The sequence below is a fragment of the Pseudomonas sp. PsB genome (assembly GCF_043658375.1).
GTDB lineage: Bacteria > Pseudomonadota > Gammaproteobacteria > Pseudomonadales > Pseudomonadaceae > Aquipseudomonas > Aquipseudomonas putida_Z.
The window spans coordinates 29,184-49,339 of sequence record NZ_JBIGLU010000018.1; the positions used below are offsets into that span (position 1 = coordinate 29,184).

The window sequence follows — 20,156 nt, forward strand, 5'->3', positions numbered from 1 at the left end:
TTCAAAATCGCATTCGCGGGTGAACCCGCTCCCACAGGGTTTTGCATTTATTTTTCTATATTTATCAGTTAGTTAAAGAGCACTATTATTGCATTTACTGTGCGTGGATATCGCACTCCCGACCAACGGCATGTTGACGAACGCGTGCGATTTTGCTGTATTGAAACCGGTTTCATCGCTATCACAACAATCATAAGGACAGCCCATGACCGACGCGCCTGCCCATGCCCGCGAACGGGTCACCATCAGCGAAGTAGCGCGTGTCGCTGGCGTTTCCAAGGCCACCGTCTCCCGTTACATCGGCGGTGACCGCCAGTTGCTCGCCGAAGCCACCGCCAAGCGCCTGGAAGAGGTCATCGAGCGCCTCGGTTACCGCCCCAACCAGATGGCCCGTGGCCTGAAGCGCGGCCAGACGCGCCTGATCGGCATGCTGGTGGCCGATATCCTCAACCCCTATTCAGTGGCCGTGATGCATGGCGTGGAAACAGCCTGCCGCCAGCATGGCTACAGCCTGGTGGTGTGCAACACCAACCGCGACGACGAGCAGGAGCGTCACCACCTGGTGGCCCTGCAGTCCTACAACGTCGAAGGGCTGATCGTGAACACGCTTGGCCATCACCCCGGCGAATTGCTCAACCTGCAGCGCTACATCCCCATGGTGCTGGTCGACCGCCAGTTGCCCGAACTGAATGTCGACCTGGTTGGCCTGGACAATGCCGACGCGGTCGAGCAGGCCCTCGACCACCTGCAAGCTCAAGGCTACCGCGACATCCTGGCGGTAACCGAACCCCTCGATGGCACCAGCTCGCGCCTGGAGCGAGTACAGGCGTTCGGCACCTCGGTCAGCCGTCGCCCCGGGATGCGCCAGCAGGTGCTGGAAATCGGCGCCGGGCTGGATGACCAGCTGGCTGCGTTCCTCGCCGGCAACGGCCATGGCCCGCAGGCCATCTTTACCTTCAACGGTGTCGCCACCCTGGCCGTGACCCGGGCCCTGCACGAAGCCGGGCGCAATCTGTTCGTGGACGTCGGGCTGATCGCCCTCGACGACCTCGACTGGTACCCCTTGGTCGGCAGCGGCATCACTGCACTGGCCCAGCCCACCGAGCGAATCGGCGTGGCGGCATTCGAGAGTCTGCTTGGCCGCCTGCGCGGCGACAGCGGGGCAGCCCGGCGTATCGACTTCAAGGCCGAGCTGATCATCCGAGGTTCAACCCAGCCACAGTAATCACAGGCAGGCACCTGCGTGTCTGCTGTCATCAAAAAAAATTGAAACCGGTTTCATAAGGACAAGAACAATGCACTCGAACCCCGTTTCCATCAGCCTCTCCAGCTACGGTGCCGACTTTGTCCGGCAACGTGGCCAGGAGCAGTTCCTTGACCTGCTGGCTGCCGCCGGCGTTACCCGCGTGGAGCTGCGCGAAGAACTGTTCACTGGTGCGCCGGACACTGCAGCGCTGGCTGCAGCCATTGCCGCGCTACGCCTGGAGTGCCTGTATTCCACGCCCCTGGAACTGTGGACCGCACAAGGCGTGCCTGACCCGCAATTGGCGCAGAAGCTTGAAACTGCCCGCGCCCTTGGCGCGGTCGCGCTCAAGGTTTCCCTGGGCCACTACCATGCGGGCTGTGACGTCGCGGCCTTGGCGACGCTGTTGCCGGCGCATGGGCCATTGCTGCTGGTGGAGAACGACCAGACCGCGCATGGTGGACGGATCGAACCCCTGCAGCAGTTTTTCCAGCGCGCCGACGAGCTCGGGCTGACCCTGGGCATGACCTTCGACATCGGTAACTGGCAGTGGCAGGGCGAGCCTGCCCGACATGCCGCACGCCAGCTGGGCCGCTGGGTGCGCTATGTGCACTGCAAGGCCGTGCAGTGCCGGGCCGATGGGCGCCTGGTTGCCGTACCGCCAGAGGCATCGGACCTGCAGGAGTGGGCCGAGCTGATGGCCGAGTTCACCCCTGGCGTGGTACGCGCTGTCGAGTACCCGCTGGTGAGCGACGATCTGCTGGCGCTGACCCGTGCCCAGGTGCGCGACCTGGCGGCGCTGGGGCAGGGCGTATCGAGCGAGGAGCTGAGCCATGCATGAGCATGACGTGTTGTGTTTCGGCGAGACCATGGCCATGTTCGTCGCCGAGCAGGCCGGCGACCTGGCCAGTGTCGGCCAGTTCGGCAAGCGCATTGCCGGCGCCGACAGCAACGTGGCCATCGGCCTGGCGCGGCTGGGCTTCAAGGTCCGCTGGCTGAGCCGGGTGGGCGACGATTCGCTGGGCCGTTTCGTGCTCGACAGCCTGCGCCGCGAAGGGCTGGATTGCTCTGGTGTCGAGGTAGATGGCAGCTACCCCACCGGCTTCCAGCTCAAGGCCCGCTGCGATGACGGCAGCGACCCGGCGGTGGAGTACTTCCGCCGTGGCTCGGCGGCCAGCCGGCTGTCGCCGGCGCTGCTGCGCCCGGGTTCTCTGCAGGCCCGCCACTTGCACGCCACCGGCATCCCGCCGGCGCTGTCGGACGGCTGCCGGGCGCTGTCCCATGCGTTGATGGACGCCATGCGTGCCGCCGGGCGCAGCATCTCGTTCGACCCCAACCTGCGCCCCTCGCTGTGGCCTGACCAGAGCAGCATGGTGCGCGAAGTCAATGCCCTGGCGGCCAAGGCCGACTGGGTGCTGCCAGGCCTGGAAGAGGGCCGCCTGCTGACCGGGCAGCACACCCCGGCAGACATCGCCGCTTTCTACCTCGACCAAGGGGTGGAACTGGTGGTGATCAAGCTGGGCGACGCCGGTGCCTACTTCCGCAGCGCCAAGGGCGAAGGCCAAGTGGCGCCAGTGCCGGTCAGCCAGGTGGTAGACACTGTTGGCGCTGGCGATGCCTTTGCCGTCGGCGTGCTCAGTGCGCTGCTGGAGGGCCACCCGGTAGCCGAGGCAGTGGCGCGTGGCAACTGGTGCGGCAGCCGCGCCGTGCAGTCGCGTGGCGACATGGAAGGGCTGCCGCTGCGCCATGAGCTGCAAGCCCACGACCTGCGCAGAAGCGCCTGAACACTTGACCCGAAACACCTGTTGCAACAAAAACAAAAAGCTCAGGAGAAACGAACCATGCAAAGCCAAAGCCTGGCACCTCGCCGCTGGTGGTACATCATCCCGATCGTGTTCTTCACCTATAGCCTGGCGTACCTGGACCGCGCCAACTACGGGTTCGCCGCCGCTTCCGGCATGGCTGAAGACCTGCATATCACCCCCGCACTGTCTTCGCTGCTGGGGGCACTGTTCTTCCTTGGTTACTTCTTCTTCCAGGTGCCCGGTGCCATCTATGCCGAAAAGCGCAGTGTGAAGAAGCTGATCTTTGTCTGCCTGATACTCTGGGGCGGCCTTGCCACGCTCACCGGCGTGGTCAGCAACGTCTACATGCTGATCGCCATCCGCTTCCTGCTCGGGGTGGTGGAGGCGGCGGTGATGCCGGCCATGCTGGTGTACCTGTGCCACTGGTTCACCCGCGCCGAGCGTTCGCGCGCCAATACCTTCCTGATCCTCGGCAACCCGGTGACCATCCTGTGGATGTCGGTGGTGTCGGGCTACCTGGTCAAGCATTACGACTGGCGTTGGATGTTCATCATCGAAGGCCTGCCCGCCGTCATCTGGGCGTTCTTCTGGTGGCGCCTGGTGGATGACCGCCCGGCCCAGGTGAACTGGCTGAGCGAGCAGGAAAAGGCCGCCCTGGAACAGGCGCTGGCTGCCGAGCAGCAAGGTATCAAGCCGGTGAAGAACTACCGCGAGGCGTTCCGCTCGCCGCAGGTGATCATCCTTTCGCTGCAGTACTTCTGCTGGAGCATCGGTGTGTATGGCTTCGTGCTGTGGTTGCCGTCGATCCTCAAGCAGGCGGCCAACCTCGACATCGTGCAGGCCGGCTGGTTGTCGTCGGTACCTTACCTGGCGGCGGTGCTGGGCATGGTCGGTGTGTCGTGGGCGTCCGACCGCCTGCAGAAGCGCAAGCGTTTCGTCTGGCCGCCACTGCTGATCGCCGCCGTCGCGTTCTATGGCTCGTACGCCTTGGGCACCGAGCACTTCTGGCTGTCGTACGCGTTGCTGGTGGTCGCCGGCGCCTGCATGTACGCACCCTATGGCCCGTTCTTCGCAATCGTGCCCGAGATCCTGCCGGCCAACGTCGCCGGTGGTGCCATGGCACTGATCAACAGCATGGGCGCGCTGGGCTCGTTCGGTGGCTCGTGGCTGGTGGGTTACCTCAATGGCGTCACCGGCGGGCCTGGTGCCTCCTACCTGTTCATGTGCGGTGCGCTGCTGGCCGCAGTGGCGCTTACCGCCGCACTCAATACTTCCCAGACATCCGGCCGGGCCAAGCGCGGCAACTCGCGTCTGGCCATGAACCATTAGGAACCTGTGCAATGAAGAAGCGAATCGTCCTGTACAAACGCCTGTCCGACGACTTGATGGCACGCCTGCAAGAGCGCGTCGAGGTGACCTGGGTGGATACCTCCCAGCCCGATGGCCTGGCCCGTCTGCGCGATGCCTTGCCGGGGGCGCACGGGCTGCTGGGGGCCAGCCTGCGCCTGGATGCCAGCCTGCTCGACCTGGCGCCACAGCTTGAAGTGGTGTCCAGCGTTTCGGTCGGTGTCGACAACTACGACATCGCCGAACTCAGCCGGCGTGGCGTGATGTTGACCAACACTCCCGACGTGCTGACCGAAACCACCGCCGACACGGGCTTTGCCTTGATCCTGGCCACCGCCAGGCGGGTGGTGGAGCTGGCGAACTGGGTGCGAGACGGGAGCTGGCAGGCCAACCTCGGCCCGGCGCATTTCGGCAGTGATGTGCACGGTAAGACGCTGGGCATCGTCGGCATGGGCCGCATCGGAGAGGCCCTGGCCCGGCGCGCCGCGGCCGGCTTTGGCATGCGTGTGCTGTATCACAGTCAGCGTGCAAAGCCAGAGGTGGAGGCGCGCCATGCTGCGCGTCAATGCAGCCTGGACGAGCTGTTGCAGCAGGCGGATTTCGTTTGCCTGACCGTGCCGCTGAGTGCCAGCACCGAAGGCCTGATCGGCGCGCGGGAGCTGGCGCTGATGAAGCCGCAGGCAATCCTGGTGAACATTTCCCGCGGGCGCGTGGTGGATGAGCCGGCGCTGATCGAAGCGTTGCGTGCCCGGCGCATCCGCGGCGCCGGCCTGGATGTGTTCGTGCAGGAGCCGTTGCCGGCGCAGTCGCCGTTGTTGCAGCTGGACAACGTGGTGGCGACCCCGCATATCGGCTCGGCGACCGAGGAAACCCGCCAGGCCATGGCGCGCTGTGCGGTGGACAACCTGCTCAGTGCCCTGGCTGGTGAGCGTCCGGCCAACCTGGTGAATGGCTGAAGCCAGATCAACAAACCTGCGCGGCCCCTGTGGGAGCAGGTTCACCCGCGAAGCAGGCAATGCGGTGGATGGCACCGGCTGCGCCGGTGTTCGCGGGTAAACCCGCTCCCACAGGTAACGCGCATTCCTTCAGCTGGTGGGCATCCTGTTGGAGCGGGCATGCCCGCGAAGTAGGCGACGCGGTGGATGGCACCGGCTGCGCCGGTGTTCGCGGGCGCGCCCGCTCCCACAGGTACGGCGCATTCCTTCAGCTGGTGGGCATCCTGTGGGAGCGGGCATGCCCGCGAAGCAGGCGACGCGGTGGATGGCACCGGCTACGCCCGCTCCCACAGGTACGGCACATTCCTTCGGCTGGTGGAGTCCCTGTGGGAGCGGGTTTACCCGCGAAGCAGGCGACGCGGTGGATGGCACCGGCTACGCCGGTGTTCGCGGGTAAACCCGCTCCCACAGGTACCGCGCATTCCTTCAGCTGGTGGGGTTTCTGTGGGAGCGGCCTTGTGTCGCGAAAGGGCTGCAGGGCAGCCCCCGGAGTCAATGCGATTCTGAACGTTGCGCCTGCGCTGGCGCAGCACTCTCCACCGGCTCCAGCGGCGGGTGCTCCTGCGCCGCATGCATCAGGTCTTCGGTCACCCGCAGCTCGGCACCGGTCGGCGAGAAGGTGGTCGAAGCGGTGAACGGGGCCGGGTGCTCTGCCGCCGGGCGCTTGCCACGACGCCACATGAAGAAGCACACCATGGCCAGGTTGACCACGGCAAAGGCCCAGAACAACCCGGCCTCGCCAAACTCGGTCATCATCGGCGAAATGGCCACCGGCGCCATGGCCGAACCCAGCGAGTTGATCAGCAGCAGGCCCTGGATCATCGGCACCAGTGCATCCGATGGCGCCCGGTCGGCCGCATGGCTGACCGCCACCGGGTACAGGGTGAACACGCCACCACCCAGCAGGAACAGCATCGCCGGCAGCAGGATCGAGTCCGACGGCAGGAACACCGTGACCAGCGACAGCAGCACGCACAGCGCGGCCAGGGCGATCAGCACATCCTGGCGGTCCTTGCGGTCGGACCAGCGTCCGACCGGGTATTGCAGCAGCATGGCACCAAGAATCACCCAGGCCATCATGTTGCCGACTTCGCCCACATCCAGACCGATGCGCTGTAGGTACAGCGGCAGCAAGGCATAGATGCCGGCAATGGCCACACCCGAACCGAAGCAGCCGACCAGGCCCGACGGCGCAACGCCCAGCAACTGGCGCGGCTTGAGCGGTTCGACCTGGTCCAGCAGTGGCGACACCCGCGGCAGGATCACGATGGGCAGTACCGACAGGGCGGCGAGCACGCCGGCCAGCATGAACGGTGCGGTGTCACCCATCTGGGTGATTTCGCCAAGGCCGGCCTGGGCGATGACCCCGGCGCCGTAGAAGGCAATCATGTACAGCGCCAGCAAGCGGCCGCGGATCTTGGCGTCACCGGCCAGCAGCAGCCAGCTTTCGATCACCAGGAACACGCCCACTGCCGCCCAGCCGTTGATCAGGCGCAGCACCGACCACCAGGTGACGTCGTAGAACAGGCCTTGCAGCAGGATGGTCACGGCGATCAGCGAGGCGAAGCTGGTATAGGCGCGGATATGGCCGATGCGCAGGATCAGCCGGTCGTTGAAGATGGCACCCAGGGTCAGGCCGATGAAGTAGGTCGAGGAGACCACACCGATGGTGGTGGCTGATTCGCCGGCAGCGCCCAGGCGCAGGGTGGTGAGGGAAGACATGAAGCCGTTGCCCAGGGCAATGATGAACAGCCCGAGCAGGGGCGCCAGCGCCATGGCCAGCAAACGCGGAGACATAGGTACCTCTAGTTGGATGAGCGGAATGAGCGCCTTTTCGGACGCGCACACCGGCTCGACCCGAACGGGGCCGAGTGGCTGCACGGATGTGCCTGGGCTGGATGCGACGTTGCCGGTTGCCACCGTTCAAGGCGACGGGCGAAAAGGAAGCGCGATTCTACGGGCTTGCGCGGTTTTGCCCAAGGGGCTTGGGTGTGCGACGAGACGCCGCAGTCTGTGGGCGACACGAATGCGTCTTGGGCGGACATCCCGGGGCCGCTTTGCGGCCCAATCGCCGGCAAGCCAGCTCCCACCTCGACTGCATCGACCTCAAGCATTGTGCAGTACCTATGGGGGCCGGCTTGCCGGCGATTGGGCTGCAAAGCAGCCCCGGCAATCCCGCAGACTGCGGCATAATGCGGGGCCCACCCCCAAGGAAGGCCCCCATGTTCGCTTCGCTGTTCGCAGTCCTGGCCCCGGTTTTCATCGTCGCCGGCATCGGCTATGCCTGGGCCCGCAAGGGCCTGGACTATCCCACCGAATTCATCGCCCGGGTGGTGATGACCGTCGGCACCCCGTCGCTGGTGCTGTCCACGCTCAGCCGCACCGAACTGGACCCGACCGCCTTCACCAGCATGGCCATGGCCTGCCTGCTGTGCACCCTGGGCATGGCCCTGGCCGGCTTGCTGGTGTGCCGCGCTTCGGGCATGCACTGGCGTGTGCTGTTGCCGGCGTTCATGTTCCCCAACACCGGCAACATGGGCCTGCCGATCAGCCTGTACGCCTTTGGCGAACACGGCCTGGCCCTGGCCGTGGCGTTCTTCCTGACCCTGTCGATCGTGCAGTTCACCCTCGGCATGGCCATTTCCGGTACTGCGGCTTCGCTCAAGGCACTGCTGCGCAACCCCATCGTGATCAGCCTGGCCGGCGCCATGCCGATCATCTTTCTCGATTTCGAGTTGCCGCGCTGGCTGGCCAATACCGCAGACCTGCTGGGCGGCATGACCATCCCGCTGATGTTGCTCACACTGGGCGTGTCGCTGGCCAGCATTCGCCTGCGCCATGTGGGCAGCGGCATGCTGCTGGGCGGTTTGCGCATTGGCCTGGGCGCTGCCGTGGGCTGGGCGGTAGGTGCGGCGCTGGGCATGGGCAGCCTGGAGCGTGCGGTGCTGGTGGTGCAGTCGGCGATGCCGGTGGCGGTGTTCAATTACCTGATGGCGGTGCGCGCCAACCGCGAGCCGGAGCAGGTGGCGAACCTGGTGATGTGTTCCACGGTGTTGTCGTTTGCCTGGTTGCCGGTGGTGCTGGCCTGGTGGATGTAAGTCTGTACCGGCCCTTTCGCGGGTAAACCCGCTCCCACAGGTACTGCGCAGGTCTAAAGGCCTGTGATGGACCTGTGGGAGCGGGTTTCCCCGCGAAGAGGCCGGCACGGCAGACGGCTATTTCTCCTGCAACCGCCACCCCTGGCTGGTCAGCACCATCGCCCGGGTTTCCCTGAGCGGCGTGTCATTGCTGGCCACCGCCTTGCCCAGTTCGGCAATGCTGGCCTTGACCCCATCATCCCCGGCCCACGCCGGTAACCCGGTGATCTTGTAGGCATAGGTCACATTCGACATCTTCTGCCCGGTCGCCTCGCTCGGCTCACTGAACTGCTCGATGGCGGTGACCTGCGCCTTGCCGAAGCACAGCCCGTTATCCGCTTTGTAATACTTGCGGCCTTCGTCGGTGAGGTCATAGGCGTAGTAGATGTCCGTGCGTGCCGCTTGCCACAGGCGGGCGGGCACCTCGGTGCGCGAGATCTCCTTTTCGCTGACCACACCTACCTGGGCCAAGGCATGCAACGCCTTGTTGGTGCCATGGAGGTCGAAGTCCTGGGTCTTGGTCGGGAATGAACTGATGACGAAGCAGTGCGGGTACTGGGTATCGAGGTAGGCCTGGGCGGCCTTCTGGAAACTGGCCTCGCTGGTGTCCTCGCTGTTCGAGCAACCGGCCAGGGTTGCCAACAGCGCCAGCGGCACGATCTTCCTGTACATGGTGACACTTCCTTGAGTGACAAAGGCAAACGGGTCGTGCGCGATTAGAACCTACGGGCTAGAGCGGCGCAATCATGGCAAGACGGCATCTCTGCATGATCTTCGCTGGCCTCTTCGCGGGTAAACCCGCTCCCACAGGTATTGCACAGTTTTCAAGACCTGTGGTGAACCTGTGGGAGCGGGTTTACCCGCGAAGAGGCCAGTGGCAACAACATCAATCCTGGCTGCGAGTATCGATACTGACCACCACCGACATCCCCGGCCGCAAGCGCCGAGCCTCCGGCTGGTCGGCATCCACGGTGATCCGCACCGGTATGCGCTGGGCAATCTTGACGAAGTTGCCGGTGGCATTGTCCGCCTGCAGCAAGGCGAACTCCGAGCCGGTGGCCGGTGAGATCTGCTGCACGTGCCCATGCAGCTTCAGGTGGTTCAGCGCATCCACGGTAAAACTCACCGGCTGGCCGATGCGCACATCGGCCATCTGGGTTTCCTTCATGTTGGCGATCACCCACAGGGTGTCGGGCACCAGCGCCATCAACTGCGCACCGGAATTGACATAGGCACCCAGGCGCGTGCCGATCTGCCCCAGCTGGCCGTCGCGCGGGGCGGTGACGCGGGTGTTGTCGAGGTCGATGCGGGCCAGCTCCACGGCGGCCTTGGCGTTTTCCACCGAGGCCTCCAGCGCGGCCCGGTTGACCACCACGGTTTCGCGGTCCTGGCGGGCGATTTCCAGTGCCGCCTTGGACTGGGCCAGGCTGGCGACCGCAGCGGCTTCGCTGGCCCGGGCCAGGTCCAGATCGCGCCGCGACACTGAGCCGTCGCTGACCAGCGCCTGGTTGCGGCCGAGGTCGGCCCTGGCCTTGGTTGCCTGGGCGGCGGCATCGCCGATGGCGGCTTGGCGCTGGGCAATGGTGGCTTCGGCACTGTTGCGCTGCTGCAGGTTGTTGGCCAGGGCCGCCTGTTGCTGCTGCAGCTGGGCGATGGCCTGGGCCAGGCGCTGCTTGTAGATGCGGTCGTCCAGTTGCACCAGCAGGTCGCCGGCCTTGACGAACTGGAAGTCATGCACCGGCACATCGACGATATAGCCGCTCAGCTGCGGCCCGATGATGGTCACCTGGCCGCGCACCAGGGCGTTCTCGGTGCTTTCGATGGCGCTGCTGAATGGCGGCAGGCGCCAGGCATACAGCACCAGCAGGATGCCGGCCAGGGCCACGCAGGCGAAGCTGATCGACGACAGGATACGCACCCGCCGCGAACGCACCGGGCTGGTCGGCTCGCTGGGCGGCGTGGCGCCTTCCGGGGTTTCGGCGATGGCAGTGGTGGTCGTGGTGCGGGTGTCGTCGGTCATCGGGTGGGCGCGCCGGGGGTGGAGTCAGGGGAAATGGCCCGGCGTTTGGTGTGCCAGAGCCAGGTGCTACGGATGCAGATCCAGATCATGGTCAGAATAGCGATGCTGCCGATCAGCACGAACACATCGTTGTAGGCCATGATATTCGCCTCGCGGGTGGCGGCACTGGCCAGCAGGCGCATGCCGGCTTCGCTGCGCAGGGCCGGGTCGGCGATGATGCCGCCGTAGCCGGCACCGCCACTTTGCACGCGGGCCGTGACCAAGGGTTCCAGGTAGCTGAGGCGGTCCATCAGGTGGCTGGAGTGGAATTTTTCCCGCCAGGTCTGGAAGGTGCCCAGCAGTGCCGCGCCAATGAGGCCGCCGAGGTTGTTGCAGATGCCGAACAGCACCGAGAAACTCACCAGGTTGCGCGGGTTGGCGCGCACATGGCTGATGCCAAGGGCCATGGACGGGCCGAGGAAGAAGGTGCTGCCGAACGCTAGCAGGAACTGGCTGAGGTACATCTGTGCCGGGCGAGTGAGGTTGCTCGAACTGCTGTCCATGAAGGCGCCGGTGGCCATTGCCAGCAGCGAGATGAACAGCGGGATCACCAGGTGGTTGGGGTTGATGGTGAGTGCACTGCTGGCCAGGCCGGCCACCGCGCCCAGCAGCATGACCGCGTACAACGTGCGCATCTGCTCGCTGCCCAGGTTCAGTGCCTGCAGGAAGCCGACTGCCCCGGTGGACTGCTCCGAGGTGACCATGCGGATCAGCACCACGCACAGGGCCAGGCGAATGATCGCGCCGCTGCCCAGCCAGCGGGTCATCAGCAGCGGGTTCTGGCGGTTGTGCTCGATAGCCAGGCCGCTGAAGATCAGCGCGATCGAGGCCGCCAGGGCCATGCCGATCCAGGGCGCCTCCAGCCACCAGTCGATACGCCCGAGAGACAGCACGGCGCACAGCAGCGCGGTGCCACTGGCCATCAGCGAGAAGGTGAGAAAGTCCAGCGGCTCGAAGGTCTTGAAGCGGTCACCGGGGGGCAGCTTGAGCATCAGCACGCAGCCCAGCGCGGCCAGCGCCAGGCCCAGTTCGAACAGGTACAGGCCGCGCCATTCGGCGATCTGCAGCAGGTCTTCGGAGAAGATCCGCGCCAGCGGCAACGCCAGCTGCGAGGCGCCCAGGCCAAGCACCATCGCCTTCAGCCGCCATTGCGCCGGGAACGCCTGGATCATGTAGTACAGCCCCAGCGAGCTGAGCGCGGCACCGACCATGCCATGCGCTGCCCGCACGGCGATGGCCGAGTTGAGGTCGTTTACCAGCAGGTGGGCGAAGGTGACCAGGGCATAGAGCACCAGGAACACCTCGGTGAACGCGCGCAGGCCGAATTGCTGGCGGAACTTCACCAGCAGCAGGTTGATGGACACGTTGGTCATTACATAGGCGGCCGGCAGCCAGGCCATTTCCGCCGTGGTTGCACCCAGCGCTCCTTGCAGGAACACAAGGTTGGCGGTGACCAGCGCGTTGCCCAGGCCACCGGTGATCGCCACCAGCAGCCCGACCACGCCGTAGGCCAGCCGTTTGGCGGGCGTGTGCAGGGGCGTGGAGGGGGAGCCCGGCAGGCTGGGTTTTTCGTGGGGGAGCCACTGGCGGGGGGCGTATTTGTCCATGGGGCAGACTGTACTTCAGCGGCCGTTGCAAAAAAACAGTCTACAGCCTGCACCGGCCTCTTCGCGGGTAAACCCGCTCCCACAGGGTAACCACAGATCTTGCAAGCTGTGCAGTATCTGTGGGAGCCAGAGGTTCACCACAGCTCTTGCAAGCTGTGCAGTACCTGTGGGAGCGGGTTTACCCGCGAAGAGGCCGGTGCAGGCGCTACAAGGCCTTGGCCAGAAACTCCGCAGTGCGGCTTTCAGCGCACCCGGCCACCACCTGTGGCGTGCCGCTGACCACCACCTGGCCCCCGGCGTCCCCGGCCCCAGGCCCGATGTCGATCACCCAGTCGCTCTGCGCCACCACTCGCATGTCATGCTCGACCACCACCACGCTGTGCCCACCATCGACCAGGCGGTTGAGCTGCACCAGCAGCCGGTCGATGTCCTGCGGGTGCAAGCCGTTGGTAGGTTCGTCCAGTACATACAGCGTCGCCCCGCGGGCCATGCGTTGCAGCTCGGTGGCCAGCTTGATGCGCTGCGCCTCGCCGCCCGACAGTTCGGTGGCCGGCTGGCCCAGGCGCAGATAGCCCAGGCCGATGTCCTGCAGCACCTGCAGGCAGCGCCGCGCCGCTGGCTGTTCGGCGAACACCAGTAGGGCCTGGTCGACCGTCAGCTGCAGCACCTGCGCAATGTTCATGCCCTGCCAGCTCACCGCCAGGGTTTCCGGGTTGTAGCGGGCGCCATGGCAGGTCGGGCAGGGCGCATAGACGCTGGGCATGAACAGCAACTCGACGCTGACGAAACCTTCGCCCTCGCAGTTCTCGCAGCGCCCCTTGGCAACGTTGAAGGAGAAACGCCCGGCATCGAAGCCTTTTGCCTTGGCCTGTTCGGTGGCGGCGAACAGCTTGCGCACATGGTCGAACAGGCCGGTGTAGGTGGCCAGGTTGGAGCGGGGCGTACGGCCGATCGGCTTCTGGTCGACCTGCACCAGGCGCTTGATGCTGCCAAGGCCCGCGCTCACATGCCCGCCGCTGGCCTGTTCAGGTTCATCTTCCAGGCTCTGCTCTTCGGGCTCGTTGCGTTGGGCGGCATGGCCCAGGTGCGCACCCACCAGCTCCAGCAGCGCCTGGCTGACCAGGCTCGACTTGCCCGACCCGGAAATACCGGTAACGGCGGTAAAGCAGCCCAGCGGGAATTGCGCACTGAGGTTGTTCAGGTTATTGCGGCTGATACCTTCGAGCTTCAGCCAGTCGTGGGCCTGGCGTGGTGCGCGCGTGGTCTGGGCCGGTGCACTGAACAGGTAGGCCCGGGTGCTCGACTGCTCGACCTGGGCCAGGCCCGTGGGCGGCCCGCTGTAGAGGATGGTGCCGCCATGCTCGCCAGCGGCAGGCCCTACATCCACCAGCCAGTCGGCGCGGCGCATGGTGTCCAGGTCGTGTTCCACCACATAGACCGAGTTGCCCGCATGCTTCAGGCGCTGCAGCGCCTCGAACAGGGCTTCGCTGTCGGCCGGGTGCAAACCGGCCGAAGGCTCGTCGAGCACATAGATCACGCCAAACAACTGCGAGTTCAGCTGGGTGGCCAGGCGCAGGCGTTGCAGCTCGCCAGAGGACAGGGTCGGGGTGCTGCGCTCCAGGGCCAGGTAGCCCAGGCCCAGGTCGAGCAGGGTGTCGATGCGTTCGAGCAGCTCGTTGGCGATGCGTTGGGCCGCCAGGCGCTTTTCCAGGGTCAGGTCGTCCTGCCGTTGTGCCAGGTAATCTGCTGCCGCCACCTTGCGGAACACCTCGGCCAGCGCCTGCAGCGACAGGTGCGACAGCTCGGCGATATCCAGGCCGGCGAAGGTCACCCCCAGGGCCTCGCGCTTCAGGCGCTTGCCCTGGCACAGCGGGCACGGGCTGGGGCGCATGAACTGGGCAACGCGCTTGCGCATCTGCGCGCTTTGCGAGTGCATGAAAGTGTGCAGCACGTAACGCCGGGCACCCATGAACGTGCCCTGGTAGCTGGGCTCTAGCTTGCGCTTGAGGGCGGCGCGGGTCTGCGCCGGGGTCAGCCCGGCATACACCGGAGCGGTGGGCGTTTCTTCGGTGAACAGGATCCAGTCGCGCTGCGCCTGTGGCAGGTCGCGCCAGGGGGTATCGACGTCATAGCCCAGCGTCACCAGGATGTCGCGCAGGTTCTGCCCCTGCCAGGCCATCGGCCACGCCGCCACGGCGCGCTCGCGGATGGTCAGCGACGGGTCGGGGACCATGGTCGCTTCGTTCACTTCGTAGACCCGGCCCATGCCATGGCATTCCGGGCAGGCGCCCTGCGGCGTGTTGGGCGAGAAATCCTCGGCATACAGCATCGCCTGGCCGGCCGGGTAGTGGCCGGCGCGGGAGTAGAGCATGCGGATCGAACTGGACAGGGTGGTCACGCTGCCCACCGAGGAACGTGCACTCGGCGTGCCGCGTTGCTGCTGCAGGGCCACGGCCGGGGGCAGGCCTTCGATGGCGTCGACGTCCGGCACGCCGACTTGGTCGATCAGGCGCCGGGCATAGGGCGCCACCGACTCGAAATAGCGGCGCTGGGCTTCGGCATACAGCGTCGAGAAGGCCAGCGAGGACTTGCCCGAGCCGGACACGCCAGTGAACACCACCAGGGCGTCACGGGGGATATCGACATCGATGTTCTTGAGGTTGTGCTCGCGGGCGCCACGGACGCGGATGAAGCCGGTGGGGGTGGTGGGGCGTGGGGGCATGAGGCAGTCCTTGGCTGTAGCTGAACAGTGCGCCCAAGGTAACAGCAATTGCAGCGCTCGTGCGTGGCAATGTTTCCACTCAGCAAATCTGGGAGTTATTGAGACCGATGCTTGCAGTTAGTGTGGTTTGGAAGGCACGAAAAACAGGAACTTGCAATCATGCAAACTTCAATATTACTGGCAATTGATCAGCAATCATCAATCCAGGCGGGTAATAACTTCCCAGTCCATCTATATACACCCTATGGCTATCGGGCAGCCCAGGCCGGCCCTTTATTGGCCTTTACCGGAGAACCAAGAGCATCATTGCCGCGCTGTTACCTGCTGGGCAATGGCAAGCGAGCGTATGACACCGTGTTGATGCGTTTCCAACGCCCGGACATCTTCAGCCCATTTGGTCGGGGAGGGCTTAATTCCTATGCTTATTGCCAAGGAGACCCTGTCAATAATGTAGATCGCGATGGCCATTCGATAACACGTGTGATCGGCCAGTTTCTCGGGAGCATGACCGGTACTGTGGGAATGTTTTCATCCTTGGTCAAGGCTGCTAAAAACATTGTTCGCCGGTCAAAGGCAAACATCAACAATCAGCCAGTGCCTGAGGAGTTCGATTCGCGCAGCCGCAGAAATAACGCAATCGTCTTCAATACTGGCTTGGTGAGCACAGCATTGAAGGTACCTGGTATTGCAGCGGCATTTGGCTTTCCCGCTGCATCCCGGGGCGCTGAGGTGTTGACCTCCGCTGGTATTGTAACTGCGGGTGTCGGTGGCGCGGCCAAGTTCGATCAGTTGATCTTTGACAGTACCAGAACCATTAAAACCGCCAGGGAACTGAGGTTACCGCTGGGTACGCTGTTGAGAGCGTCGGTAATGGAGGCCAGTGGGTGGTATTTGCTCAGAGGCAAAGAGTCGCCGCTGATCGCATCCAGGGACCGGGTCGTGCAGGGGCGCGCGAGGTTCAGAGAAACCTCTGTGTGATCCGAAGCAGGAAGCCAGGTAAGCCCAGGCATTAGCCCAGGCCCTGCTTTTATGTTCCACAGCATGAAACCAGATTCGATTGTGCTTCATCGCTCCTCGCGCTTATCTGTCAGCCAAGCACGACCTGCCTTACCCGTCGTGACCTCAAGGCGAACAACAAGAACGGGAAACCACCCGCGCGAGGAGACTCTACATGTCCCGACATCAGCACATCCTGGCCTGGCTGAACGATGTGGCCAGCGACCTGCACGCAATCCGTCACGATATCCACGCTCACCCGGAACTGGGGTTCGAAGAAAGCCGCACTTCGGCGCTGGTTGCCCGACTGCTCGAAGAATGGGGCTATGAAGTGCACACCGGTATCGGCAAGACCGGCGTGGTCGGCGTACTGCGCAATGGCAGCAGCCCACGCCGCCTGGGCCTGCGCGCCGACATGGACGCGCTGCCCATCCATGAGGCTACCGGCGCCGCGTACAGCAGCCAGCACCTGGGCTGCATGCACGCCTGCGGCCATGACGGGCATACCACCATGCTGCTTGGCGCCGCGCGCTACCTGGCTGCGACCCGGCAGTTCGACGGCACGCTGACGCTGATCTTCCAGCCGGCCGAGGAGGGCCAGGGTGGCGCCGAGGCGATGCTGGCTGACGGCCTGCTGGAGCGCTTCCCTTGCGATGCACTGTTCGGCATGCACAACATGCCCGGGCTGCCGGCGGGGCACCTGGGCTTCCGCGAAGGGCCGATGATGGCCTCGCAAGACCTGCTCACGGTGACCCTCGACGGGGTTGGTGGCCATGGCTCGATGCCGCACCTGACCGTCGACCCGCTGGTGGCGGCGGCCAGTGTGGTGATGGCCCTGCAAACCGTGGTGGCGCGCAATATCGATGCGCAGGAGGCGGCCGTGGTTACCGTCGGCGCCTTGCAGGCCGGCGAAGCGGCCAACGTGATCCCGCAGCAGGCGCTGCTGCGCCTGAGCCTGCGCGCGCTGAACGCCGAGGTGCGGGCGCAGACCCTGGAGCGGGTGCGGGCCATTATCGTCAGCCAGGCCGAGAGCTTTGGCTGCCGCGCCACCCTCGAACACCGCCCGGCCTACCCGGTGTTGGTCAACCATGCCGCGGAAAACGCCTTCGCCCGGCAGGTGGGGGTGGAATTGCTCGGTGCCGAGGCAGTGGATGGCAACACCCGCAAGCTGATGGGCAGCGAGGACTTCGCCTGGATGCTGCAACGCTGCCCCGGCGCCTACCTGTTCATCGGCAATGGCGTATCGCGGCCGATGGTGCACAACCCGGCCTACGACTTCAACGACGACATCCTGCTGACCGGCGCCGCCTACTGGGGCGCGCTGGCAGAGCGCTGGCTCGCGCCCGCCTGACCTTTCCTTTTGACGACTGCCGCTGGAACCCGGGCGCGATCGCGCCTGGGCGATCACCCAATCATTGTGTGGAGTGTTTCCTATGCAGACTTCGAGCACCGGCGTGTCGCGTACCCGGCAAGTGGTCGCCGCCGTCATCGGCAACGCCCTGGAGTGGTATGACTTTATCGTGTACGGCTTTCTGGCCAGCATCATCGCCCGCCAGTTCTTCCCCTCCGACGACGAATACGCCTCGCTGCTGATGGCCCTGGCCACCTTCGGCGTCGGCTTTTTCATGCGCCCGGTGGGCGGCGTGCTGCTGGGCATGTATTCCGACCGCAAGGGCCGCAAGGCGGCGATGCAGATGATCATCCGGCTGATGACCGTGTCCATTGCCATGATCGCCTTTGCCCCCGACTACCTGGCCATTGGCATGGCCGCGCCGATGCTGATCGTGGTGGCGCGCATGCTGCAGGGTTTTGCCACCGGCGGCGAGTACGCCAGCGCCACGGCCTTCCTGGTGGAGAGCGCGCCGGCCCACCGCAAGGGCCTGTACGGCTCGTGGCAGCTGGTGGGGCAGTGCCTGGCGGTGTTCTCCGGGGCGGCGATGGTGGCCTTGGTCACCCACTTGTGCACGCCAGCGGCGCTGGACAGCTGGGGCTGGCGTATCCCGTTCGTGCTCGGCCTGCTGATCGGCCCGGTGGGGCTGTGGATTCGCAAACACATGGAAGAACCCGAGGAATTCATTGAGGCGCGCCGCCAGGCCAAGGGCCAGTCGCCCAGCCTGTGGCAGGTGCTGCGTGAGCATCGGCGCAGCCTGTTGGTATCGATGGGCCTGGCCTGTGGCGCGACGGTGTCGTTCTACGTGGTGCTGGTGAACATGCCGACCTTCGCCCACAAGAACCTCGGCCTGCCGCTGGACCAGGTGCTGCTGGTGCAGATGCTTGCGGTTGGGCTGATGACCGTGGTGATCCCGCTGTCCGGGGCGTTGTCTGACCGGCTGGGGCGGCGCCCGGTGCTGATGGCCTTCACCCTGGCGTTCTTCGTCATGGTCTACCCGTTGTATGTGTGGGTGGCTGCCGCGCCGTCGCTGGAGCGCCTGCTGGTGATGCAACTGCTGTTGTGCACCGCCATCGGTGGCTTCTTCGGGCCGGCGCCCACGGCCCTGGCCGAGCAGTTCCCGGTCGAGGTGCGTTCTACCGGTGTGTCGGTGGCCTATAACGTGGCGGTGATGGTGTTCGGCGGCTTCGCCCCGTTGATCGTCACCTGGCTGAGCAAGGTGCTCGGTACCCCGGTGGCGCCGTCGTTCTATGTGCTGTTCGCCTGCCTGCTGACACTGCTGGGCACCTATTGCCTGAAAGAAGCCCCACGCGCGGGCAAGCCTGCCGCTTTCAACCTTGGAGTGAAACCGTGATGCCGCTAGCCATCGACCCCATCGTTGCCCTCGATGCCGAGGCATTGTCCCGGGCCATCCATGCCCGCCAGATGTCGTGCCGGGAGGTGATGCAGGCTTATCTGGCGCATATCGAACGCTTCAACCCGCAGGTCAATGCGCTGGTGTCGCTGCGCCCGGCAGAGGCGCTGTTGGCCGAGGCCGATGAGCGTGACCGCGAGCTGGGCCGTGGCTATTCGCGCGGCTGGATGCATGGCATGCCCCAGGCGATCAAGGACCTGGCCGCCACTGCCGGGCTGCGCACCACGTTGGGCTCGCCGCTGTTCGCCGAGCAGGTGCCCGAGCAGGACGCGATCAGTGTGGCGCGGGTGCGGGCCAGTGGTGCGCTGATCGTGGGCAAGAGCAATGTGCCGGAATTCGGCCTTGGTTCGCAGACCTACAACACCCTGTTCGGCACCACCACCAACGCCTACGACCCGGGTAAGGTGGCCGGGGGCAGCAGCGGTGGGGCGGCGGCGGCGCTGGCCATGCGCCTGCTGCCGGTCGCCGACGGCAGCGACATGATGGGCTCGCTGCGCAACCCGGCGGCGTTCAACAACGTGTATGGCCTGCGCCCGTCGCAGGGCCGCGTACCCCACGGGCCGGCGCCGGAACTGTTCGTGCAGCAGCTGGCCACCGAGGGGCCGATGGGCCGCAGCGTGGTGGATGTGGCGCGGCTGTTGTCGACCCAGGCGGGCTTCGATGCGCGTACGCCGTTGTCGCTGAGTGATGGCCGGCGCGATTTTGCCGCCGGGTTGCAGCGCGATTTCCGCGGCGTGCGGGTTGGCTGGCTAGGCGACTACGACGGCTACCTGGCGATGGATGACGGGGTGCTGAGCCTGTGCGAAGCGGCCCTGGCAGACTTCGCCGAACTGGGCTGCCGGGTCGAAGCCTGCCAACCGGCGTTCGACCTGGCGCGTTTGTGGCAATGCTGGCTGACCCATCGCCACTTCCTGGTGCACGGCAACCTCGCTGCGGCCTATGCCGACCCGGGCAAGCGCGCGCTGCTCAAGCCCGAGGCGCAGTGGGAGGTGGAGGGTGGCCTGCACCTGAGCGCGGCGGCGGTGTACCAGGCTTCGGTGGCCCGCAGCGACTGGTACCGCGCGCTGGGCAAGCTGTTCGAGCGTTACGATTACCTGCTGTTGCCGTCGGCCCAGGTGTTCCCATTCGATGCACGGCAACCTTGGCCAACGGTGGTCGGCGGGCGGGCGATGGACACCTATCACCGCTGGATGGAAGTGGTGATAGGGCCGACCCTGGCCGGCTTGCCGAGCATCAGCGTACCGGTCGGTTTCAACGCTGCCGGGTTGCCCATGGGCCTGCAGATCATCGGCCCGGCCCAGGCCGACCATGCTGTGTTGCAGCTGGCCCATGCCCATGAACAGCTCACCCGTTGGGTTGCGCGGCGCCCACCCCGAAGCCTGCAAGCGCCATGAAACCGCTGGGCAGGCGCGGATCTTGCTGGCTATCCTGACCATCCAGC

General features: G+C 65.4%; 15 protein-coding genes. 10 read left to right on the top strand and 5 right to left on the bottom strand.

Features of this window, described 5'->3' with window-relative positions:
- The first annotated feature begins 205 nt into the window (after positions 1-205).
- The 5 genes from ptxS (at position 206) to ACGLHT_RS19965 (ending at position 5,351) form a co-directional block, all read left to right on the top strand.
- Positions 206-1,225, top strand: coding sequence for a transcriptional regulator PtxS (ptxS, locus tag ACGLHT_RS19945; RefSeq protein ID WP_274120576.1), 1,020 nt, complete (start codon positions 206-208; stop codon positions 1,223-1,225).
- Between the two features lie 70 nt (positions 1,226-1,295).
- The gene (locus ACGLHT_RS19950; RefSeq protein ID WP_024087186.1) at positions 1,296-2,084 is read left to right on the top strand and encodes a TIM barrel protein; all 789 of its coding nucleotides are present in this window, start codon (positions 1,296-1,298) and stop codon (positions 2,082-2,084) included.
- Positions 2,077-3,027 carry a sugar kinase gene (locus ACGLHT_RS19955; RefSeq protein WP_024087185.1) on the top strand — a complete coding sequence of 317 codons (951 nt, stop codon included), beginning with the start codon at positions 2,077-2,079 and terminating at the stop codon, positions 3,025-3,027. Before ACGLHT_RS19950 ends, ACGLHT_RS19955 begins: the two co-directional genes overlap by 8 nt.
- 57 nt (positions 3,028-3,084) lie before the next feature.
- Positions 3,085-4,377, top strand: coding sequence for an MFS transporter (locus ACGLHT_RS19960; RefSeq protein WP_023663526.1), 1,293 nt, complete (start codon positions 3,085-3,087; stop codon positions 4,375-4,377).
- Positions 4,378-4,388: 11 nt separating this feature from the next.
- Positions 4,389-5,351, top strand: a complete 963-nt coding sequence (locus ACGLHT_RS19965) for a D-glycerate dehydrogenase (RefSeq protein ID WP_013972765.1) — start codon at positions 4,389-4,391, stop codon at positions 5,349-5,351.
- A gap of 531 nt (positions 5,352-5,882) precedes the next feature.
- Here the strand turns inward: ACGLHT_RS19965 and ACGLHT_RS19970 are convergent.
- Positions 5,883-7,187 (bottom strand): MFS transporter, encoded by a 1,305-nt coding sequence (locus ACGLHT_RS19970; protein WP_274120575.1) that lies wholly within the window; start codon positions 7,185-7,187, stop codon positions 5,883-5,885.
- A gap of 425 nt (positions 7,188-7,612) precedes the next feature.
- Here ACGLHT_RS19970 and ACGLHT_RS19975 point away from each other — a divergent pair, with 425 nt between their 5' ends.
- Positions 7,613-8,488: an AEC family transporter gene (locus ACGLHT_RS19975; protein WP_025339272.1), complete on the top strand. Its 876-nt coding sequence runs from the start codon at positions 7,613-7,615 to the stop codon at positions 8,486-8,488.
- Positions 8,489-8,605: 117 nt separating this feature from the next.
- Here ACGLHT_RS19975 and ACGLHT_RS19980 read toward each other — a convergent pair whose 3' ends face one another.
- From ACGLHT_RS19980 to ACGLHT_RS19995, 4 genes are all read right to left on the bottom strand, one after another.
- Positions 8,606-9,199 carry a hypothetical protein gene (locus ACGLHT_RS19980; RefSeq protein WP_137164085.1) on the bottom strand — a complete coding sequence of 198 codons (594 nt, stop codon included), beginning with the start codon at positions 9,197-9,199 and terminating at the stop codon, positions 8,606-8,608.
- 214 nt (positions 9,200-9,413) lie between these two features.
- A complete protein-coding gene (locus ACGLHT_RS19985) occupies positions 9,414-10,547 on the bottom strand; it encodes an HlyD family secretion protein (RefSeq protein ID WP_137164084.1) in 1,134 nt (377 codons plus the stop codon).
- On the bottom strand, positions 10,544-12,193 hold the full coding sequence (locus tag ACGLHT_RS19990) for an MFS transporter (protein ID WP_025339269.1): 1,650 nt from the start codon (positions 12,191-12,193) through the stop codon (positions 10,544-10,546). The genes ACGLHT_RS19985 and ACGLHT_RS19990 overlap by 4 nt, the downstream gene beginning before the upstream one ends.
- 205 nt (positions 12,194-12,398) lie before the next feature.
- On the bottom strand, positions 12,399-14,915 hold the full coding sequence (locus ACGLHT_RS19995) for an excinuclease ABC subunit UvrA (protein ID WP_274120574.1): 2,517 nt from the start codon (positions 14,913-14,915) through the stop codon (positions 12,399-12,401).
- 159 nt (positions 14,916-15,074) lie between these two features.
- On the opposite strand from ACGLHT_RS19995, the gene ACGLHT_RS20000 reads away from it, so the two are divergent.
- From ACGLHT_RS20000 to ACGLHT_RS20015, 4 genes are all read left to right on the top strand, one after another.
- Entirely contained in the window at positions 15,075-15,893 is an 819-nt protein-coding gene (locus ACGLHT_RS20000; protein WP_274120573.1) for an RHS repeat-associated core domain-containing protein, read from the top strand.
- A gap of 193 nt (positions 15,894-16,086) precedes the next feature.
- The gene (locus ACGLHT_RS20005; protein ID WP_137164080.1) at positions 16,087-17,262 is read left to right on the top strand and encodes a M20 aminoacylase family protein; all 1,176 of its coding nucleotides are present in this window, start codon (positions 16,087-16,089) and stop codon (positions 17,260-17,262) included.
- Positions 17,263-17,344: 82 nt separating this feature from the next.
- Positions 17,345-18,655, top strand: coding sequence for a citrate-proton symporter (locus ACGLHT_RS20010; RefSeq protein ID WP_015270478.1), 1,311 nt, complete (start codon positions 17,345-17,347; stop codon positions 18,653-18,655).
- Positions 18,655-20,109 carry an amidase gene (locus tag ACGLHT_RS20015; protein WP_274079470.1) on the top strand — a complete coding sequence of 485 codons (1,455 nt, stop codon included), beginning with the start codon at positions 18,655-18,657 and terminating at the stop codon, positions 20,107-20,109. Before ACGLHT_RS20010 ends, ACGLHT_RS20015 begins: the two co-directional genes overlap by 1 nt.
- The last annotated feature ends 47 nt before the right edge of the window (positions 20,110-20,156 follow it).

What these genes read in the sequence shown, in the direction of transcription:
- ACGLHT_RS19955 (WP_024087185.1), top strand. Translation starts at nt 2,077, where the DNA reads ATGCATGAGCATGACGTGTTGTGTTTCGGCGAGACCATGGCCATGTTC.
- ACGLHT_RS19985 (WP_137164084.1), bottom strand. Translation starts at nt 10,547, where the DNA reads ATGACCGACGACACCCGCACCACGACCACCACTGCCATCGCCGAAACC.
- ACGLHT_RS19965 (WP_013972765.1), top strand. Translation starts at nt 4,389, where the DNA reads ATGAAGAAGCGAATCGTCCTGTACAAACGCCTGTCCGACGACTTGATG.
- ACGLHT_RS19970 (WP_274120575.1), bottom strand. Translation starts at nt 7,187, where the DNA reads ATGTCTCCGCGTTTGCTGGCCATGGCGCTGGCGCCCCTGCTCGGGCTG.
- ACGLHT_RS20010 (WP_015270478.1), top strand. Translation starts at nt 17,345, where the DNA reads ATGCAGACTTCGAGCACCGGCGTGTCGCGTACCCGGCAAGTGGTCGCC.
- ACGLHT_RS19950 (WP_024087186.1), top strand. Translation starts at nt 1,296, where the DNA reads ATGCACTCGAACCCCGTTTCCATCAGCCTCTCCAGCTACGGTGCCGAC.
- ACGLHT_RS19975 (WP_025339272.1), top strand. Translation starts at nt 7,613, where the DNA reads ATGTTCGCTTCGCTGTTCGCAGTCCTGGCCCCGGTTTTCATCGTCGCC.
- ACGLHT_RS20015 (WP_274079470.1), top strand. Translation starts at nt 18,655, where the DNA reads ATGCCGCTAGCCATCGACCCCATCGTTGCCCTCGATGCCGAGGCATTG.
- ACGLHT_RS19980 (WP_137164085.1), bottom strand. Translation starts at nt 9,199, where the DNA reads ATGTACAGGAAGATCGTGCCGCTGGCGCTGTTGGCAACCCTGGCCGGT.
- ACGLHT_RS19995 (WP_274120574.1), bottom strand. Translation starts at nt 14,915, where the DNA reads ATGCCCCCACGCCCCACCACCCCCACCGGCTTCATCCGCGTCCGTGGC.
- ptxS (WP_274120576.1), top strand. Translation starts at nt 206, where the DNA reads ATGACCGACGCGCCTGCCCATGCCCGCGAACGGGTCACCATCAGCGAA.
- ACGLHT_RS19960 (WP_023663526.1), top strand. Translation starts at nt 3,085, where the DNA reads ATGCAAAGCCAAAGCCTGGCACCTCGCCGCTGGTGGTACATCATCCCG.
- ACGLHT_RS19990 (WP_025339269.1), bottom strand. Translation starts at nt 12,193, where the DNA reads ATGGACAAATACGCCCCCCGCCAGTGGCTCCCCCACGAAAAACCCAGC.
- ACGLHT_RS20005 (WP_137164080.1), top strand. Translation starts at nt 16,087, where the DNA reads ATGTCCCGACATCAGCACATCCTGGCCTGGCTGAACGATGTGGCCAGC.
- ACGLHT_RS20000 (WP_274120573.1), top strand. Translation starts at nt 15,075, where the DNA reads ATGCAAACTTCAATATTACTGGCAATTGATCAGCAATCATCAATCCAG.